This is a genomic window from Flavobacterium mesophilum (assembly GCF_039581405.1).
In the GTDB taxonomy this organism is placed as follows: domain Bacteria; phylum Bacteroidota; class Bacteroidia; order Flavobacteriales; family Flavobacteriaceae; genus Flavobacterium.
The window spans coordinates 179,819-199,046 of sequence record NZ_JBCPXZ010000002.1 but is presented as its reverse complement, the minus strand read 5'-3'; the positions used below and the strand labels follow the sequence as shown (position 1 = coordinate 199,046).

The window sequence follows — 19,228 nt, the reverse complement described above, 5'->3', positions numbered from 1 at the left end:
CGCAATTATGAATCAAAAAATACTTTTGTTTTTGATTTCGTTGTGTTTTTCTCCTTGTTTTCCCCAACAACAATCACAGTATACACAATATATGTATAATACGATGAGCATCAATCCCGGGTACATTGGTACGCGAGGAGTGCCAAGTGTATTTGGAATGTATCGATCACAATGGGTAGGATTAGATGGGGCGCCAGAAACTGCAAATTTTTCAATCCAAACGCCCATTACTGAAAATGGTCAAGGTGTTGGTTTGTCAATTATCAATGATCAGATTGGACCTTCTTCAGAAACTGTTTTTTCAGTTGGTTATTCCCGTCCTATAGCACTTTCAGAATCGCTTACAATGTCTTTAGGCGTAAGCTTTTCAATTGATTTTATGCAAGTTGATTTTAACAAACTCAACGTTTATGACCCTGACGACCCTTTATTAACAGGAGTGTTGAGTGAAGTTTCTCCTAATATAGGCGCAGGAGTCTACTTTCATTCTGATCAATGGTATTTTGGAATATCGATTCCTCAAATTTTAGAAACAAAGTTTTACGATGATGTGAAAGTATCAATAGCTTCTCAAAAAATGCATTTTTATGCAATGGGAGGCTACGTATTCAAATTAAATCAAAACCTTCAATTCAAACCTGCTGCAATGGTAAAAGCGGTTAGCGGTGCGCCAATAGCGGTTGATTTGTCAGCGAACTTTCTTATTATGGAAAAAGTAACGCTCGGATTGGCCTATAGATGGGACTCCACAGTAAGCGGAATGGCAGGATTCCAAATTAGCCCAAGTCTAAATATTGGATATGCTTACGATTATGATGTAACTAATATAGGGAACTACAATGGTGGTTCACATGAAATTTTCCTTCGATTTGATCTGTTTGCTAAGCGGCAAAACAGGATAACGACACCACGTTTTTTCTAACAGAATTAATTTAATTTCAGCTCATTATGAAATAATAACTTGTAATCTGGCTTGATCTATCAGTTTTAAAGCTTTTTGTGGTAAAATTTAACGTGCTTTCAAGTGAATTTTGTGTTTTGCAACTAATTTCAAAACGTTTACAAAGCGGCGTTTTGAATGTAGGAAGTATGAAAAACCTAAATATTCAGGTTAAAAAAATTGTATTAATTCATTTGTAGAAAGCAGGATATAAGTTGCTCAATATCCTGCTTTTTTATTTCAATATTTTGCTATTCTTTTTTTAAAGCATTAATTTCTTCAGCGCTGACTTTTATTACTGTTCCATGGCGAGTTCCAATTGGAAAACTAACTTGCTCAGAAATGTCTTCCCAGCCTTTAGAAGTTTGTTTGACAGCGCCATATTTTTTTTGAGTGTATTTATCAAAATATACAATCCAGTTTCCATCTATTTTTATAGCTGTTGGACCTTCTGCCCAATAATCGCCAGTAATCGGTTTGCTTGCAGCACTGTATGGGCCGGTTAAGTTTTTACTATAAGCAACTTTTAAATTTTTCTGAACTGGATTACGAGTTTCATCTTTTAAATACATGACAAACTGCTGCTCTTCCTTTACAATCGAAGCATCAATTACATTGAAGCCAGGTTCATACAACAATTTTGTTTTGGCAAACTTTTTAAAATCTTTAGTTGTCGTGTAGTAAATACGATGGTTATATCCCTTTTCTTCATCCGATTTAGTTTCGAGAAATTTGCCATCAATTGTCGATGCCCAGTAAATCATATAGGTTTTTGATTTTTCGTCATAAGTGATTTCGGGCGCCCATGTATTTCTAGCTTTTTCTTCATGCGCCATTACCGGAATAAATTCTTGTTTTGACCAATGAATTAAATCTTTAGAAGAGGTGTAACCAATTCCTTTATCGGTCCAACTAACGGTCCAAACCATGTGATATAAGCCATCCCCGCCTTTGATAACGCATGGATCACGCATCAATTTATCTTTTCCAACTTCCGGAGTTAAAAATGAAGTATCGTTTTTTAGCGTTGTCCATTTGTAGCCATCTTCGCTGTAAGCTAAATGTAATCCGTCTTCGCCGTTTCCTTTAAAATAAGTAAAAACGTAACCGTCTGGTTTTAATGTATAATTGTTTGCAGTAAGCCATTTTTCGCAATCTTTTGGCCAGTTGGCATTTGTTCCTTTTACGCCTAAACCAAAACCGTGACCTCCATTTTCATACAAATGCATTTCTGCCAGAACTTTCTCTTTTTTCAGTGCCAAATAATAATTGATGCTGTTTTCAACAGGAACAGCTTTATCATCTGTGGCGTGAACTAAAAAGGCTTTTGGTGTTGCAGCTGTGACCTGCTTTTCATTTGAATATTTATCGGCTAATTCATTTCCTGCATTTTTGCCTAATAAATTGTCTTTAGAGCCTTGATGCGTAACGCCTTCCTGCATCGAAATTACAGGATAAATCAAAATCGAAAAATTAGGCTTAGCACTAGTTGTGTCAGAAGCTGTGTAAACTTGATCATTGTAATGCGTTGATAATGTAGAAGCCAAATGCCCTCCAGCCGAGAATCCCATTATCCCAATTTTATTTGGATTCAATTTCCATTTTCCGGCATTTCTTCTGACTACTCGTACAGCTTCTTGAGCATCTTGCAATGGCGCCAAAGTTTTGTTTTTCATGATTAAATCGCTAGGCAATCTGTATTTCAAAACAAAAGCATTTATGCCCAAACTATTCAGCCAATCAGCAACTTTAAAACCTTCTTTATTGATGGCCAACATGCCGTAGCCTCCTCCTGGACAAATGATCACTGATGTTCCGTTTGATTTTTCTGGATCTGCTAAATAGACAGTGAGTGTTGGTAAAGTTACTTTTCGAACACCATCCGCAATTCCGTTTTTATCATATTCGACAGTTTCTGCGTATTCTTTTGAAACAATTTCATCGGGAATTTTATCCCACAATGGAATTTCTTTTTTCTGCGAAAGCGCCGGAACGGTTACTAAAAATAGTAAAAGCAGGACAGCTTTTAAATGGTTTAAACTATTTGATTTTTTCATAAAATTCTATTTCAACGATGCGTAATTGACCGGTTGCATCAACCGATGTTTTATCTTTGTATAAATCTAATTCTTTTGTTGGATCTACTTCAACAATTTTCGAAAATCCATCTTTTTCTGTATTGGCACCAATTAATTCAATGGTGATTTTTTCTGCCAACACAGGTTCTAGGGGAATCGTAATATAACCTAAGCTCTGAGTGGTGTTTCCTTTGAAAACTTCTTTTCCATCAGCTAAAATTCTGATTGGATAAATTTTGGTTCTCCAACCTGTAAATTTAACAACAGTTTCGTTTACAATTGATGGTTTAGAAAGTGTATAAGTTATTGATCCTGTTTTGATGTTTCCATCATTTCGCCATTCCGTTAATTCATTGTCATCATAACTTTTGTACGTATCATTGTTGCTTGATGGCGAAACCGCATTTAAAATATTTACTGGAATTCTTTTTTGTGTATAAGAAGCCGTTTTTGGAGTTGGTCCGCGTTCTAAATTAGAAGGCAGATTATTTCCAGGCAGTTCTACTGAAAGTCCATTTGCTGTATTTATTGTTTTTGTTTCAAATGATAATGAAGCCGATTTTAACCCGCTAGATTGAGCTGAAACGTTAATTTTTCCGGCTTTCGCCAAAGATTGAATCATCACTCGGTTTATACCATTTTCGACTGGAATTTCTTTTGAAAGAATATAATTTTTTGGACCTTGAGCAATGCCTCCCAACCAAGTTGCAGGGCCGTTTAATGAAAAAGAAATTATGTTATTGCTGATAGGGCAACGATTACCGTTTTTATCCAATACTTCAACTTCAATTAAAGCTGTATCAGCACCATCAGCAAGTATTCCTTTCGGCTGTGTGATTAATTTTAATTTAATTTGAGATGGTTCTCCAACAGTTATTTTTTCATCTTGACTTAAAACAGTTCCGTTTTCATTGTAGCCAATAGCTTTAATTGTGCCAGCTTTCCAAGTAATATTTTCAAAAGTAAATAAAAATTCACTGCTTCGTTTTCCAAAACCTTGCGAAATTCCGTTGACAAAAAGCTCCACTTTTGAAGCTGTAGAAACGACATAAATATTCTTTACCACATTATCGGCATAATTCCAATGTCCCATAATATGCGTACGATGTTTTTCAACATCAACCCAGCCATCCCACATCACTTGATGTGCCCAATAACCATCTTTTGGAATACGCATAGCGTCGACTTCACCACTGGTTCTGTAATTTGATTCGCCACGGTGATGTGTGTTTGAATCCGAAAAAATAATATTTACGCCACCAGAATTTACTCGTTTTCCAGTTCCGGGTCTTTCTCTATAATAATCATACCAACGAACGACATTTTCAATAGCATGACGATCTTGATTGTGATTGTAATCAGAAGCTGGAGCTCCTCGATATAAAGGACCATCTCCTTCTTTATGAAATGGAGGTGAAAATTCATCCCAGTATTTTCGCATTCCTTCGTCTCTTGAATATTCAGTTGCCCATAATGGTTTTCTTGCACTTTTATTGATGTAAAGCATTTCTCCACCGTATTCGGCTTCTTGACTGTCCAACATTTCACGCGAACCGATCGCACGTCCGCCAAAAGGATCATAAGTATCTCTCAGGCTTTTCATTTCGTGCATGTGCGCTTCGCTGATGGATTCGTTGCCACTTTCATAAAAAATAATACTCGGATTATTTCTGTTGTAAATAATAGCATCGCGCATCAGGTTTACACGCTGTTTCCAAGTATCGCCTTGTGCATCTTTTTCAGCGTCACCAGCAGGCATCGCTTGTAATAAACCAACTCGGTCGCAAGATTCTATATCTTGTTTCCAAGGTGTAACGTGCATCCATCGAACTAAATTTCCATTTCCTTCGACAATTAATTTATTACTGAAATCGCTCAACCAAGCCGGAACTGACATTCCGATTGCTGGCCATTCGTTGCTGGTTCTTTGTGCATAACCTTTTACCTGTAAAACTCGGTCATTCAGCCAAAATTGTCCTTCAGCGAAAGCTGTTTTTCTGAAACCAGTTTTAGTTGAAACTTCATCCACAATTTTCCCATCAACTTTTAAAATGGTTTTTACAGTGTATAAATAGCCGTAACCCCAGCTCCAAAAATGTAGCTTGTTTACTAGAGCATTAGCTTTTAATGTCTTTGTCTCATTGGGAGCAATTACAGTTTTTTCGCCTGAAAAAGAAGCTACTTTTTTGCCTTCCAAATCCTCAATGATAACATTATACTCTATTGTTTTTGCAGCATCAAATTCATTACGAATTTCGGATTCAGCATTTATTACTGCACTTTCTGCCTGAATATCAATTTTTGAAGGATAGATGTAAACTCCAGTCGTTTTTAAGTTAGAATAAAGCGGAAGCGTCTGGTATAATTTATTGGTAATATGCAGAAAAACATTTTTTGGAATACCGCCATAATTGGCATTGAAGTTAATGTTATTCCACTGATAAGAAGCTCCTGTCGCCTGTTCTTTGTATTTCCAGTCGTTGTCGATTCGGAGTGCAACAATATTTTCTTGCGGAAAAGGCTTGATCAAATTTGAAATATCAAAACCAAAAGCCATCACGCCATTTTCATGCAATCCAACTTTTTGTCCGTTGATATAGATAGTTCCGGCTTGACGAATTCCTTCGAATTCTAGGAATATTTTTTTGTCTTTTATTCCTTTTGGAAGCTTAAATTTTTTACGATACCAAACAATTCCAGTAGTGAGATGTTCAATATCTTTTTCGAAAGCTTCTTCTTGGTTGTAAGCGTGCGGTAAAGTGACTTTTTTCCACGAATTATCATTAAAACCAAGAGACTCCGCATTTTGAGAGTCTCCAGTTTTTAATTTCCAATCGGAATTGAAATTGTATTTTTCTCTCTTAAATTCCTGAGAAAATATCGTGGTTTTAAAAAGAATTAAAACAAGAAATAAGAGTGCTTTTTTCATTATTTCATTTTATAGATTTCTGAACCAGCCAATAAGAAACAGCCTAAACCATAATCTTCAAAATCAGGAATTTTATCGTAAGATAATGGCTGACCATCTTTAGGTTCTTTTCCAGTTGATTGTAAAAAACCTAAAAATCCATTTGTATGCAAACTTTCAGTTGTGATGGCATTCCAAGCTTTTTGAACAACAGGCAAATACGTTTCCTTTTTCAAAATACCACTGTTGATTCCGTAAGCAATTCCGTAAACGAATAAAGCAGTTCCAGAAGTTTCTTTTTCACCAAAATTTGTTGGATCGTGCAAACTCACATTCCAGAACCCGTCAGGTCTTTGAATTGGAACTAATGCCGCTGCCATTGCTTTTAAATCTTTTACATATTGATCTCTGTGCGGTGCATTTTCAGGAATTATCGTAAGTACCTTTGCCAAAGCGCCAATAACCCAACCATTTCCACGGCTCCAGTAGCAGTTCTTTCCATTTGGTTCTTTGTAAGGCGGATCAAAATCAGCATCACGCCACCATAAACCATCTTTCGGATTGAAAAGTCCATTGTCACCGTGTTTGTTTCTTGAATACATGTACATCTCATACATTTTTTCGAAATAACGGTTGTCCTTTTCCAAAACTCCCATTTTAGCAAAAACCGGCATTCCCATTTGAATGGCATCAATCCAAGACCAATCGTCCAATTGAGGCGTATTCAAAAGCATTGCGATATTTGCTCTAGTATTTTTTAATTTTTTAGCATCTGGCTCTAAATTATACAAATCAATATAGGTTTGAGCAGCACAGTAATTGTCGGCATTACGAGTTGTATTTCCGCCGTTAAATCCCCATTTGTGGAATTCTGACCAAGAATAAGCATAGTCATAATAAGTATCTTTTGGGAAAATTTCGTGCAATGCCATTAATCCTTCATAATAAACACCTCTAGTCCAGATGTTGCTTGGGCGTTCTTTATTGGTGATGATTGTTTTACCTGTTTCTGGCCATTTTTGCATGAAATAATCATTGGCCAAAATCATTTGTTTTAAGACTAATTTTTTATCAAATGGCTGTTGCGCGCTGATTGTACAGGTGTACAAAAAGCATATTGAGAAGAATAGAGATAATTTTTTCATTTTTTGTATTCTTAGTTAATAGTTAGTTTTGCTGTTTTAATGGTGTAATCGTGATTGGCCCTAAAAGTCCCGAAGGCATTGGAGCCCATTTTGTTGCGTCGAATTTTTTATAATCCTTATCGACCATATTGATTTCGTAAAAAATCTTCCATTCTTCGCCTTTTAATTCTTTGTTTCGAATTCGGTTTGCAGAAGGATTGGTTACTTGAATTTTTATTGTGTTTTTTCCTGATTTTAATTTTCCAAGATTTAATTGATACGGAACTGACCAAGCCGTACCAATAAACTCGTCATTAAGCCAAACTTTTGCGCTTTCGCGAACATCACCCAAGTTTAGACTCCAATGTTCAATTTTTGCATTCGGATTGTCAAATTGTAACGTATAAGTCGCTGATCCTGAAAAAGCTTCGGCTTCTGGGCTTAATTTTGTCCAAGATTCTAAAGTTGAAACTGTTGCGTTTGGAGGCAATTGTGGTCCGCCTTTATCAAAATTGATTTTCCAGTTTCCTTTTAATGGAACAGCTTCAGCAATTGTTTCGTAATAATTCCATTTTTTTTGCGAAGCGGTATTTTCTGTTTTTAGGAAATAAGATTCTCCAGGTGCAATTTTAATTTTAACCAATGTTCTATTAGCTTCTTTTTTTACAATTGCATTTCCAAGTTCTCTAGTCAAGGGATTTAAAATCACAACTTCTTTATTTCCAATTTCAATCGGAATAAATTCATCGATTGTTTTAGGAGTATGATTCACTAAATAATAGATTTTTTCGCCATCAACATTTCTTCTGATGAATTTCAAACCTGTATTTACAAGCGTTTCAGGATAAATTTGAGCACTTTCTAAAGTTTTGAAAATATCTGAAGTTGGTTTAACCAAATCACCATTAGCAGTCAAAAGATTTTGAAGATCTTGCTCTTGCTTTTTAAAATCGTTAAAACCTGGAACAGATTCTGGAAGACCTTCAAAGATAATTTTGGCACCCGCTTTTTGCAACTCAATCAGTTTTTGCACAGTAGCAAGTGGCATTTTTTTCACTGGAGGAACAACTAATGCTTTGAAAGTAGTTCCGTTAAGATTAATTTTTCCGTCAACAACTTTAGCATCAGCAATAAAATTATCTGATATAAAATCAACACCATACCCTTTATTCATCAAGTTTTTAGTTGAAGTGTAAAAAGTGGTTGGGTGAAGCCATTCTTGAAGCGAATGGATTTTGAATTCAAAAAACAAAGTTCCTTTTTGGTATTTATCCCAAGTGTCAAAAATTGGCCAATAAAGCAGAATTTCATTATCTGATTTTCCTTGTTGCAATAAAGACTGACAATTTGAAATATAAGAGAATAGAGAAGGAGCATCTTCCCAAATACTATTATTAGCATTGAAATTTACAGATGCATAAAATTTCCAACCCGGCCATGCTGCGCGATCTGGCGAATAAGTTGAACCGTGCAGGAAAATATGATTTATGCCGCTCAGCATCAAATCTTCAGCTTCTGGTTTACATTGTGAAAGCGCAGCTTTAAAATGTTCTCTCAGCCACGTAAAAGTCTCAGAAGAAACTAGATTTTTTCCAGAAATATGCGCTGCAGATGATGAAAATTTTAGCATAACAGGATCGGCATCGCCTTCACGGATATCTTCTTTTTCTCTCCTAAACCCCGGAATGTCGTAAGGCATTGAACCGAAAGTTTCACATTCAGGAATATCTGCTGCAGCATACAAATCAATTAAATTTCCAGGAGATCCATGCGCTTGAAGCTTGGTTTTGAAACTTTTAGAATGTGCCCATTCTGTCCAAGGTTTATCGAATTTGTTTAATAGTAAATCACCAATTGTTTGGCGGTAATCACTTCTGATACGATTTCCAACTTCGCCATCCGTTTCATTTAATAATAGTGGCAATTGTTTTTTTAGGTCGTAACCTCTTAATTTCTGAAATTCTTCGAAGAATTTAGGCGTAAAATCAGTGCCATAAACTTCATAACTGTCATTAAAGACAGCTCTAATTTTTCCTTCGCGACCTTTAAATGCATTGTTAAATGGTACAACATAAGCATTAAAAGCATCTTGCGAATAATGATCTAATGTAAAACCGCTTCCGCCTGGCGCCGCTCGTTTTACTTGTTGTCCAGTTTTGCCACTAAAAACAGCATATATAGTATAATCTGTTTTCTTGGCTTTCCATTTTAATTTATTAGGATCTGTTTGATTCGGAATTGCTACAGAAGTTCCATCAATACCTTTATCGTTCGCTTTTGTCTGATTCTTTTTTAGCTGATCGGTCAAATTGATATAAGAACCATCTTTTCCGTAAGCTACTACATATAATAGTTCGGCAGGATTTTTTTCTTTTTTATTTTCAAGTGAAATATTTCGGTCAAATGTTTCGTCTTTTTTGAGCGGATATTTTTCGATAATCAGTTTTGTTGCTGCATTGGCTACAGTAACATGCGATCCACCGTACGGCCATCCTGTTCCTAAAACCATATCAACCTGCATATGAAGACTGTCTGCAATATGAACGGTATAGTCTAGCATATCCATCCATTTTGGAGAAAGATAATCGATGAAATTAGCTTCTTCACCTTTTACACCATATATAGGGGTGATTTCTACGCCACCAATTCCTGCATTGTGAAAATCGATTAAGCTTCTTTTTAAGTTTGGTTTATCTACCGCGCTTCCCATCCACCACCAGCGTGCCCACGGCTGATTTATATTTGTTGATTTTGGCCAAGGTGAATTTTTTTCCTGAGCCGAAGCACTAAAGATCCAGCAAAAGGATAAAAGGATAAGACAATTTGATTTGGTTAATTTCATTACTTAAGGTTCAATAGTTTTATGTAGCGGTCACTAATTTACTTACTTCATATAAGTATAGAATCATAAAATAGTAACTTTTTAATAGTTGTGATAAGGTAAAAGTAGAAGTAGAAACTCAATTTGCTATCCTGTAGCGTCCTGTTTTGTATCTTTTTGTTAAAAATCAAATGAGTAATAATTTGTCGTATTTTTTTCTCATTTCGCATTTTTCAGTTCAAAATACTATGAATTACAAAAAAATATTTCAATAAAATTTCCGATATAATATTTGTGGATTCTACACTTATTCACCCTTGTAAATCAAGGAGTTGAAACTTTTTAAAGTTAAGAAAAATATAAAATTTGTTATAAAAACCTGAAAGTTAACAGGATACTACAGGATGCTGTGCCATGTTGTTCTGGATAAATTTGGATAAACTAATTAATTAACCAAATTTAACTTTTATGAAAAATAGACTTAGTCTTTTGCTAATTTTGGCTTTGTTTGCATTATTGCAGACGGCAGGTTATGCGCAGAACAAAGTGGTTAAAGGTACAATCACTGATGCGGCCGGATTACCTATTCCAGGAGCAAATGTACTTATTAAAGGAACAAAACAGGGAACTAGTACTGATTTTGATGGAAAATATTCTATCAGTGCTAATAGTGGACAAGTATTGGTTTTCTCATCCACAGGTTCTAAATCTGTTGAGAGAACAGTTGGTACGAATTCAGAAATTAATGTGAAGCTTGTAGAAGAAGTTTCTCAGCTTAACGAGATTGTTGTAGTTGGTTATGGGACTCAGAAGAAATCTGATGTGACAGGGGCAGTAGCAACGATATCTTCTGAAAAATTAATGAATAGACCTGTTGCAAGTGCGACTGAAGCTTTACAAGGTAAAATTGCCGGTGTTGATGTAACAACAAACGAGCGTCCAGGAAGTGTTGGTACTGTTCGTATTCGTGGTAATCGATCTTTGACTGCTAGTAATGATCCTTTATATGTTGTTGATGGTGTGCCATTAATGTCTGCATCTGCAATTGAAACTTTAAATCCAAGAGATATTGAATCTATGGATATTCTTAAAGATGCTTCTGCAACAGCTATTTATGGATCTCGTGGTGCAAATGGAGTTATTATCGTAACAACAAAACAAGGAAAATCTGGTAGATTTACTTTGAATTATACTGGTACGGTAACTACTTCTGAAATTGTTGATAGATCACCATCAATGAGTGCTGAAGATTTTATTACTTACAGACGTTGGGCAGCATACAATCTTGATCCAACTAAATATGCTAATCCAGCAACACCTACGCTTGCAAATGATAAATTGATTTTTGACAGCGCATTAGATGGTCAAACATCAAGAGACAATGTATTAAAAGGATGGGCAAGTGGAACTTGGGATGCTTCTAAAGTAACGAACACAGACTGGACTAAATATGTAACTCAAGGTGGAGTTAGCACAGAGCACGTAATTAGTGCAAGTGGTGGTTCTGAAAAAGTGAATACGTATGGTTCTGTTGGGTATTTAGATAATCAAGGTACTCAAAAAGGGCAGTGGTACAAACGTTATACTGCTAAATTGACTTCAAATATTACACCAGTTGATTGGTTTAAAATGACTGCTTCTTTTAATGTTTCATGGAGTGAGCAAGATTACGGTATGTCAACTTTAAGTGCAAGAAGTGGTACAGCGCCAGATGCAATTTATGGTGCTGCTAAACAAATTTACAACATTGCTGTGCCTTATGATGCAAATGGCAATTTGATTATTAATCCAGGTGGTGAATCAGGTGTTTACACGATCATGGATGAATGGAATAAAAGTACGCAACAATCTCAAACCATGCGTATCTTAGGTAATTTCACTGCTAATTTAGATTTTGGTAAAATGACCAAATCATTAGAAGGACTTACTTATAAATTGAATTTCGGACCAGATTTCCGTCACTGGAGAGAAGGTGTTTATATTGATGGAACATCATCTTTGAAAGTGAATTCAAATGGTAGTGCAGGTACTAACTTTGCTCGTCTTCAAAACCGTCGCGATTTTTCATGGACTGTAGATAACATTATTAACTACGATCGCACATTTGCTGCTAAACATAAAGTTGGAATGACTTTATTGCAAACTGCATCATCTTGGAATATCGAAAACTCTTCAATGAGTGCTAATAATATTCCTAAGCCTTCATTCTTATGGAATGCAATGGGTTCAGTTGATGCTACAAATGCGGCAAACAATGCACGTATGAGTTCAGGTCTTACAGAACGTGCTATCAGTTCTTATATGGCTCGTGCTAATTATGGTTATGATAATCGTTATTTATTGACTGTATCAGGACGTTGGGACGGAGTTACTCAATTATCTGAAGGACACAAATGGGACTTTTTCCCTTCTGCAGCATTAGCTTGGCGTATCAACAATGAGGAATTCTTGAAAAATGTTGATTGGATTAAAAACTTAAAACTTCGTTTAGGTTTTGGTACTTCTGGTAACTCTTCTGTTGATCCTTATGGAACTTTAGGAAATATTAGCCAAATTTTCCTTCCTTTTAATGGTATGAGCAACGTTATTGGTTTTACTACAAATGAACCTTATTATACAGCTAATCAAACTGGAATGCCTAATAAAAACTTAGGTTGGGAAAAAACGACTCAATACAATCTTGGAATTGATTTTAGTTTCTTGAACAACAGAATCAGCGGTACAATTGATACTTATAAATCAGATACTAAAGATTTATTATTAAGAGTAGATATCCCACCAGTATCAGGATACCCATATATTGTTTCGAACATTGGTGAAACAAAAAATCATGGTATTGAAGCAACACTTAATCTTATTCCAATTCAAACTGCTACAGGATTTACTTGGGAGACTAATTTGAATGCTGCATTCCAAAAAGATGAAATCGTTTCATTAGCAAATGGTGCACAAGACATGGTAAGCAACTCTTGGTTTATTGGACAATCTATCGCTGTTCGTTACGGTTACGATAATGATGGTCTTTGGCAGAATACGCCAGAAGATCTTGCTGAGATGGCAAAATGGAATGCTAACGGTTACAAATTTACACCAGGTAACGTAAGACCTAAAGATCAAAATGGTGATTACAAAATGGATGCTACTGATCGTGTAGTTGTTGGTAACAGCAACCCTCGTTGGACAGGAGGATGGAATAACAGCTTTACTTATAAAGGATTTGATTTAGGAGTAAATATTATTGGACGTACAGGTTACACTGCATCTTTAGGAGGTGAAGCTTTGACAGCACATGCTAACCAACGTGAAACTGATTACTGGACTCCAGATAATCCAGATGCTGAATTCCAAAAACCAATTTTAGGTCAGGCAACCTCAGGTTCTGCAGATCCTTTCTCTGGACTTCTTGGTTTCCAAAAGGCATCATTCGTGAAAATTCGTAATATTTCTTTGGGTTACAATTTATCTAAAGATGTTGCAAATAAAATTGGATTGGCAAACATGAAATTTTATGTTCAAGCTGTAAATCCAGGAAGTATCTATCAATCTTTAAAATGGTATGATTTTGATACTGAGAGAACATATTTCAATCGCAGTTATGTAATGGGCGTTGAAGTTGGTTTCTAATAAATTATGGCGAATTGAATTATAACATTAAAAGTAACAAAATGAATAATATAAAAAATATCGGAATCGGTCTTTTGATAATGGCAGGGGTAACCTTTTCATCATGTTCGAAAGATTTCTTGGACGAAGAACAAACAAATGCATATTCGACAGCATATTTTGATACGCCTGAAGGTCTTGAGGCATTAACAGTATCGCTTTATGGTAATATTCGTTGGCATTTTGGTTTTGAATGGTCTTACGGAACTACATTGTATGGTACAGATGAGTTTACTAATGCAAATGACCTTACAAACGAAATGTGGAATACCTACGATAATCGTTTCGGTCCAGTAGGTGCATCAACTTCAACAGGTGCTGCAAATGGAAATGCAACTAACCCGAATGCGGTTTGGGATGAAATGTATTATGGTATTGCATCTGCTAATACGATAATTGCTAAAGCTGAAAAAGTAATTCCAGATTTAAAAACTAGAAATCGTATTTTGGCTCATGCTTACTTTTTAAGAGGATTTAACTATTATAAATTGGTTGCACAATACGGAGGTGTTGTTCTTCAAACTAAACCTATTGAAGGAGTTGTTCGTAACTATGAGCGTGCGACAGAAGAGAAATGTTGGGAACAAGTAATTGCTGACTTCCGTGAGGCTTACAAACTTTTTGAAGGTGAAGTTTATACTTATGGAAAAGGAGTTACTTGGACAAAAGCAACTGCAGCTCACTTTTTAGCAAAAGCTTTATTGTTCCGTTCATCTGAGCGTAATGATTCTTGGAATGCTTCTTATAAAGATGCAGATCTTAAGGAAGCAATCGATGCTTGTTCTTATGCAATTACAGCTCGTGGTCCTTTAACGGCAAATTATAGTGATTTATATGCAAACTGGACTGGAATTGACTGTCCAAATGAGCAATTGAGTGAAATCTTGATGGCAGCTGGTCATAATGGAGATGCTTCTACTGTAGGTCGTTTCGGAAACCGTACTTATAACTATTTTGCTCCTCAATTTTCTAGTTTTTCTGGAGGATGGGTAAAACGTGGAGTTTGGATCGGAAGTATGGATTTTCAACGTTGTCGTCCAACAGAATACACGTATGCAGTGTTTGATCACGTAAACGATGCTCGTATGTGGAAAACTTTCAGAACGGTTTATGGAACTAATACTGTAGTAACAGCAAATGCTGGAGTAGCTATTGGTGATCCTGCTATCGTAATGATTTTGAATACTAAAAATGATAACACTTACAATGGTGCTAAATTTGGTGCAAGTGTTCAGGCTCCAACTTGGACAGATGCTGCAGGGCGTTTGCCAGAATGGGCTACAGGAAAAAGACAAACAGCTACAACTGGAACTTTGACAGCTAAAAAAGGACAATTTGTTCCGAACTCTTTGGTACTTTACCAAAACGGAAACTATGTTGCTCCAACATTCAAAAATCAACCAATTTGTAACTTCTTTGCTGGTATCAACAAAACAGATGACGGTTCTCGTACAGCTGAAAGAGGTGATGCACACCGTGACGTAATTATGGCTCGTCTAGCTGAAACTTATTTAATACGTGCGGAATGTTATGTTCGTCTTAGCCAATATGGAAATGCAATGCAGGATATTAACGTAGTTAGAGCGAGAGCACAATGGAAAGCAGGAGAAAATAGATCTTATTATAATGACGGTTCTCAAGCGTTTAAAGTGAATCCTTTAAATACTGGAAGTTCAGCTACAAACTTTACAGCTTCTAACTTAGATATGAATACGTATTATTTATCTAACCCAACAGTAGCGGTTACTACTGCAGCTTCAGATTTAAGATTAACTTCTTTCCCAAATAATTTACCAGCGGAAGACGAAGCAATTATGTCTAAAATTGGAGCTTCATCAGATAAAGAACGTGCAATCAACTTTATTCTTAACGAGTCAACTCGTGAGCTTTTAGGAGAGTGGCAACGTTGGGAAACACTTTCTCGTACAGGAATGCTTATCAAACGTGCTAAAGCATTTAATGCTGAAGCAGCAACTAATATTACAGCGAATAAACACGAACTTCGTCCAATTCCTCAAACATTTATTGATGGATTGCTGAATGATGATGGTTCTAATTTATCTCCAGCGCAAAAAGCAGCTTGGCAGAATCCAGGTTATTAAACTTTTTTATTTTTGTTTTTGAAAGCCGTCTCATTCGTGAGGCGGTTTTTTTTTTGTTTTAAGCTCAGAAATAAGCACTATAAATGACACTAAAATGGAGGCGCAAAACAATTTTCTCAAAATTAAAATGCAATCGATTACATTTTTATCTTCAAATTGTCATAATTTTCAGATATTTGTTTTATATTCGATAAAAAATTTTGAATAAAATTATGGTATCTGAAAAAAAAATATTGTTTGATTCGGATATTCGCATTTAGAAGTTTTTTCTTCAATTCCCTTTGAAAATCAAGGCTTTGAAGGATTTTATGGTTAAAAAAAACTTAAAAGTAATTTGTAAAACTCTGTAAATTAGAATGGTACTAAATTGCTTTGCAGGACACTACAGGATAGTGCCGAATTAACTTCTAAATAAATTTGAGTAACTAATTAATTAACCAAATTTAACTTTTATGAAAAACAAATTGAATGTGCTGCTGCTCATAGCCATTTTTGCATTATTGCATGCCTCTGGTTACGCGCAGAACAAAGTAGTCAAAGGTACCATTAAAGATGCCACAGGGTTGCCAATCCCAGGTGTGAATGTACTTATCAAGGGAAGCCAAAACGGTGTTAGTACTGACTTGGACGGAAGTTACTCCATTAATGCTGCAACTGGAAATACGCTTGTTTACAGTTTTATCGGCTTTAAAAAACAAGAAATTACTGTTGGAGCGGCAACCGTTTACAACGTTGTGTTGAAAGAAGAAGACAATTCTCTTGAGGAGGTAGTCGTAGTAGGTTACGGTACAAAAAAGAAAAAGGATCTTACCGGATCAATCGTGAGTGTAAATGCGGATGAAATTGCATCAAGACCAGTTGTAAATGCTGTACAGGCAATGCAAGGAAAAGCTGCCGGTGTGGATGTTGCGTCAAGTGAGCGTCCTGGAACGGTAGGAGCTATTACCATTCGTGGTGCTCGTTCTATTTCTGCTTCAAATGCGCCACTTTATGTTGTTGATGGAATTCCTTTAAATACAAGATTGGTTACTGATGCATCAACAGGAAAAATTAGTGTTGATCCCAATTCTGGAGGGATTGATTTCTTGAATCCAACAGATATTGAAACAATCGACGTTTTGAAAGATGCTTCGGCAACTGCGATTTATGGTTCACGTGGTGCAAACGGGGTTGTAATCGTAACAACAAAAAAAGGTAAAAACGGGAAATTTACCTTGAATTACGATACGTCTTTAATGACAGAAACAATTCATGAAAATGCGCCAATGATGACGGCAGGAGAATATATTGAATTTCGTCGTTGGGGAAGATACTACTCTAATCCTTCAGCTTTTCCAAAAGGAGATCAGCCAAATATCGAAAATGATAAATTGATTTTCTTGGCTTCTGCAGATCCTTCTGCTTGGGCAAATATCGAAAAAGGTTGGAGAGATGCTAATGGAAATCTTACTACAACTTGGGACGGTTCTAAAGTTGCAACTACAGATTGGACCAAATTTGTATCACGTACAGGAATCACCCAACAACATACAATTGGTGTAAGTGGTGGAACTGAAAAAATGAAAGGCTACGGTTCATTTGGATATTTGGATAACACAGGAACTTTGTTCGGACAAAGCTATGTTCGTTATAGTGGTACGGCAAACGTTGATATTACACCAACAAAATGGTTTTCAATGGGTGTAAGCCTTAATACAAGTTACGGTGTAAATGAATACGGACAGTCAAACGTAGGTAGAACTGCGGTTACAAGTTCAACAGGAATTTATGCTACAGCTCGTACCAACCTTCCTTATGCTGTTCCTTACGACAGCAACGGAAACAGAATTGATAATCCTGGTGGAGATTCAACAATCAGAACTCCGGTTGATGAGTATAAATTATCTCAAGATCAAAGAGTAACATTACGTGCTTTTGGTAGTTTGTACGCACAATTTGATTTAGGAGCAATTTCTCATAAACTTGACGGTTTAAAATACCGCATCAACTTTGGTCCGGATCTTACTTCATACCGTGATGGTGTTTATTTAGATGGGAAATCAGCAATTCGTTCAGGAACAAGTTTTGCTTCTTTAACAAATGAAAAAACGATTTCATATACACTGGATAATTTGCTTTTGTATAATAAAACTTTTGGAAATCACACTTTTGGAGGAACATTGTTGATGAGCCAAACGGAGTATCATAATGAAAACAGTTCAATGTCTGCAAATGACATCAAGAATCCTGAAAATAAATGGAATGCGTTAACTCCTGCAAATGTTACACTTGCTGGATATTCTTCTGGATTGGTTGATACAGGTTTACTGTCTTATATGGGTAGAGTAAGCTATAGTTATGCTGACAAATATTTGCTAACAGCTTCTGGACGTTATGATGGTGCTTCACAATTAGCAGCTGAAAATAGATGGGCGTTTTTCCCAAGTGCTTCTGCGGCGTGGGTTATCAATAAAGAAAAATTCTTAGAAAACGTAACTTGGATCAATCAATTAAAAATGAGAGTTGGTTATGGAGAAACCGGAAACGCGGCAGTTCCGGCTTATGCTACACAACCTCCATTAGTTGGAATTGTTTATCCAAACGGATCTGGAGTTGTAAACAATACTTCTTTAGGAAATGTTGATTTAGGTTGGGAAAAAACAGCGCAATTCAACTATGGTATTGACTTCGCAATGTTCAGCAACAGAGTGTCAGGTGCTTTGGATTATTTCACTAGTAGAACAACAGATTTATTATTAAAAAGTAGTGTGCCAACAGTTATTGGAGTAAAAGATACGTACCAAAATGTTGGAGAAACCGAAGGGCATGGAGTTGAGCTTACGTTGAATACAGTAAACGTTACTTCTAAAGATTTTGAATGGACAACTAATATTAGTGCGTCATATCAAAAAAGCAAAATTGTTTCGCTTCAAAATGGAAAATTTGACGACATCAACAACAATTTATTTATTGGATATTCTCAAAACGTAATTTATGGTTTCGCATCAAATGGAATTTGGAAACCTGAAGACGCCGCTGAAATGGCAAAATTCAATGCTGCGGCAGGTTCAAACATTTTCTCTTTTGGTAATGCAAGACCAGTAGATCAAAATGGGGATTATAAAATTGATGCTAATAATGATCGTGTAATTATTGGGTCAAAAGATCCAAAATATATTTTTGGTATGACCAATACTTTCAATTATAAAAATTTCGAATTATCATTCTTTGTTTATGGAAAAATGGGCTATTACTATGATACAGGTGGAGAAAATGAAGGAGCAAAAGGAAGCCAACGTTCTATTAATTATTATAATGATAACAACATTAATTCAGAATATCAAAAACCAATTTATTCTGCAGGTACTGGAGATGCATATTATCCAATTTTAGGATACCGTAACGGTTCATTCTTAAAAATGAGAAATATTTCTCTTGGCTATCATTTCGATAAAGATTTAGTACAAAAACTAGGACTTTCAAAATTGAGAATATACTGCCAGGCAAATAATCCGGGTATGATTTTCACAAAAGTAAAATGGACTGATTTGGATACGCAAACAACGGCTTCAAATCGTGGTATAACTTTAGGGTTAAATGTAGGATTCTAAAT

Annotated in this window: 8 protein-coding genes; 4 read left to right on the top strand and 4 right to left on the bottom strand. The window is 35.8% G+C overall.

Annotated elements, in window-relative coordinates; all coding sequences use genetic code 11:
- Positions 1 to 7 precede the first annotated feature (7 nt).
- Positions 8 to 922: a PorP/SprF family type IX secretion system membrane protein gene (locus tag AAYQ19_RS05360; protein ID WP_343534677.1), complete on the top strand. Its 915-nt coding sequence runs from the start codon at positions 8 to 10 to the stop codon at positions 920 to 922.
- A gap of 269 nt (positions 923 to 1,191) precedes the next feature.
- On the opposite strand, the gene AAYQ19_RS05355 is transcribed toward AAYQ19_RS05360, so the two are convergent.
- Genes AAYQ19_RS05355 through AAYQ19_RS05340 form a run of 4 tightly spaced genes read right to left on the bottom strand, consistent with a single transcriptional unit; the run spans position 1,192 to position 9,892 of the window.
- Positions 1,192 to 2,997, bottom strand: a complete 1,806-nt coding sequence (locus AAYQ19_RS05355) for a prolyl oligopeptidase family serine peptidase (RefSeq protein WP_343534675.1) — start codon at positions 2,995 to 2,997, stop codon at positions 1,192 to 1,194.
- Positions 2,981 to 5,947 carry a glycoside hydrolase family 2 protein gene (locus AAYQ19_RS05350; RefSeq protein WP_343534673.1) on the bottom strand — a complete coding sequence of 989 codons (2,967 nt, stop codon included), beginning with the start codon at positions 5,945 to 5,947 and terminating at the stop codon, positions 2,981 to 2,983. The genes AAYQ19_RS05355 and AAYQ19_RS05350 overlap by 17 nt, the downstream gene beginning before the upstream one ends.
- Positions 5,947 to 7,071, bottom strand: a complete 1,125-nt coding sequence (locus AAYQ19_RS05345) for a glycoside hydrolase family 88/105 protein (protein ID WP_343534670.1) — start codon at positions 7,069 to 7,071, stop codon at positions 5,947 to 5,949. Before AAYQ19_RS05345 ends, AAYQ19_RS05350 begins: the two co-directional genes overlap by 1 nt.
- Before the next feature lie 22 nt (positions 7,072 to 7,093).
- Positions 7,094 to 9,892, bottom strand: a complete 2,799-nt coding sequence (locus AAYQ19_RS05340) for a glycosyl hydrolase (protein WP_343534668.1) — start codon at positions 9,890 to 9,892, stop codon at positions 7,094 to 7,096.
- Positions 9,893 to 10,339: 447 nt separating this feature from the next.
- Between AAYQ19_RS05340 and AAYQ19_RS05335 the strand changes: the two genes are divergently transcribed.
- The 3 genes from AAYQ19_RS05335 (at position 10,340) to AAYQ19_RS05325 (ending at position 19,226) form a co-directional block, all read left to right on the top strand.
- A complete protein-coding gene (locus AAYQ19_RS05335) occupies positions 10,340 to 13,495 on the top strand; it encodes a SusC/RagA family TonB-linked outer membrane protein (RefSeq protein WP_343534666.1) in 3,156 nt (1,051 codons plus the stop codon).
- Between the two features lie 41 nt (positions 13,496 to 13,536).
- Positions 13,537 to 15,636 carry a RagB/SusD family nutrient uptake outer membrane protein gene (locus AAYQ19_RS05330; protein ID WP_343534664.1) on the top strand — a complete coding sequence of 700 codons (2,100 nt, stop codon included), beginning with the start codon at positions 13,537 to 13,539 and terminating at the stop codon, positions 15,634 to 15,636.
- Between the two features lie 452 nt (positions 15,637 to 16,088).
- Positions 16,089 to 19,226: a SusC/RagA family TonB-linked outer membrane protein gene (locus tag AAYQ19_RS05325; protein ID WP_343534662.1), complete on the top strand. Its 3,138-nt coding sequence runs from the start codon at positions 16,089 to 16,091 to the stop codon at positions 19,224 to 19,226.
- Positions 19,227 to 19,228 lie beyond the last annotated feature (2 nt).

Coding starts and splice junctions, on each gene's coding strand:
- AAYQ19_RS05360 (WP_343534677.1), top strand. CDS start 8: ATGAATCAAAAAATACTTTTGTTTTTGATTTCGTTGTGTTTTTCTCCT.
- AAYQ19_RS05355 (WP_343534675.1), bottom strand. CDS start 2,997: ATGAAAAAATCAAATAGTTTAAACCATTTAAAAGCTGTCCTGCTTTTA.
- AAYQ19_RS05350 (WP_343534673.1), bottom strand. CDS start 5,947: ATGAAAAAAGCACTCTTATTTCTTGTTTTAATTCTTTTTAAAACCACG.
- AAYQ19_RS05345 (WP_343534670.1), bottom strand. CDS start 7,071: ATGAAAAAATTATCTCTATTCTTCTCAATATGCTTTTTGTACACCTGT.
- AAYQ19_RS05340 (WP_343534668.1), bottom strand. CDS start 9,892: ATGAAATTAACCAAATCAAATTGTCTTATCCTTTTATCCTTTTGCTGG.
- AAYQ19_RS05335 (WP_343534666.1), top strand. CDS start 10,340: ATGAAAAATAGACTTAGTCTTTTGCTAATTTTGGCTTTGTTTGCATTA.
- AAYQ19_RS05330 (WP_343534664.1), top strand. CDS start 13,537: ATGAATAATATAAAAAATATCGGAATCGGTCTTTTGATAATGGCAGGG.
- AAYQ19_RS05325 (WP_343534662.1), top strand. CDS start 16,089: ATGAAAAACAAATTGAATGTGCTGCTGCTCATAGCCATTTTTGCATTA.